Genomic DNA, 284 nt, shown 5'->3' on the forward strand with positions numbered 1-284 from the left:
ATCTATCACTTCATCGCTATTCACTAACGCTTGTAATGTCAGCCATTTATCCATCACTAATGGCGTTGATTCCCACGTAGACTCAAAGTCACTTAATAACATAGGTAAACAGGCTAGTTTGGCTGTAGCTGCCGCTTTCAAAGCCCCTAAGCTATCAGTCATATTTTTAGCTGAATAATATTGCTTTTCAACTAACGATTCATGAGTATCGGTCACTTGACATAACAATGACAAGGCAATGTTTTTAAATGCACGAGCACCAGCGTTATCTAAAAGTATCAGCT

The 284-nt window shown here is 38.7% G+C and carries 1 protein-coding gene; it reads right to left on the reverse strand.

Annotation, left to right across the window (positions count from 1 at the left end):
• Window positions 1–284 (reverse strand): aminopeptidase N C-terminal domain-containing protein (locus AAEZ02_RS22245; protein ID WP_351125179.1); only part of this gene is annotated, 284 nt, incomplete at both ends.

This window comes from Shewanella sp. T24-MNA-CIBAN-0130 (assembly GCF_040310185.1).
Taxonomy (GTDB): domain Bacteria; phylum Pseudomonadota; class Gammaproteobacteria; order Enterobacterales; family Shewanellaceae; genus Shewanella; species Shewanella psychromarinicola.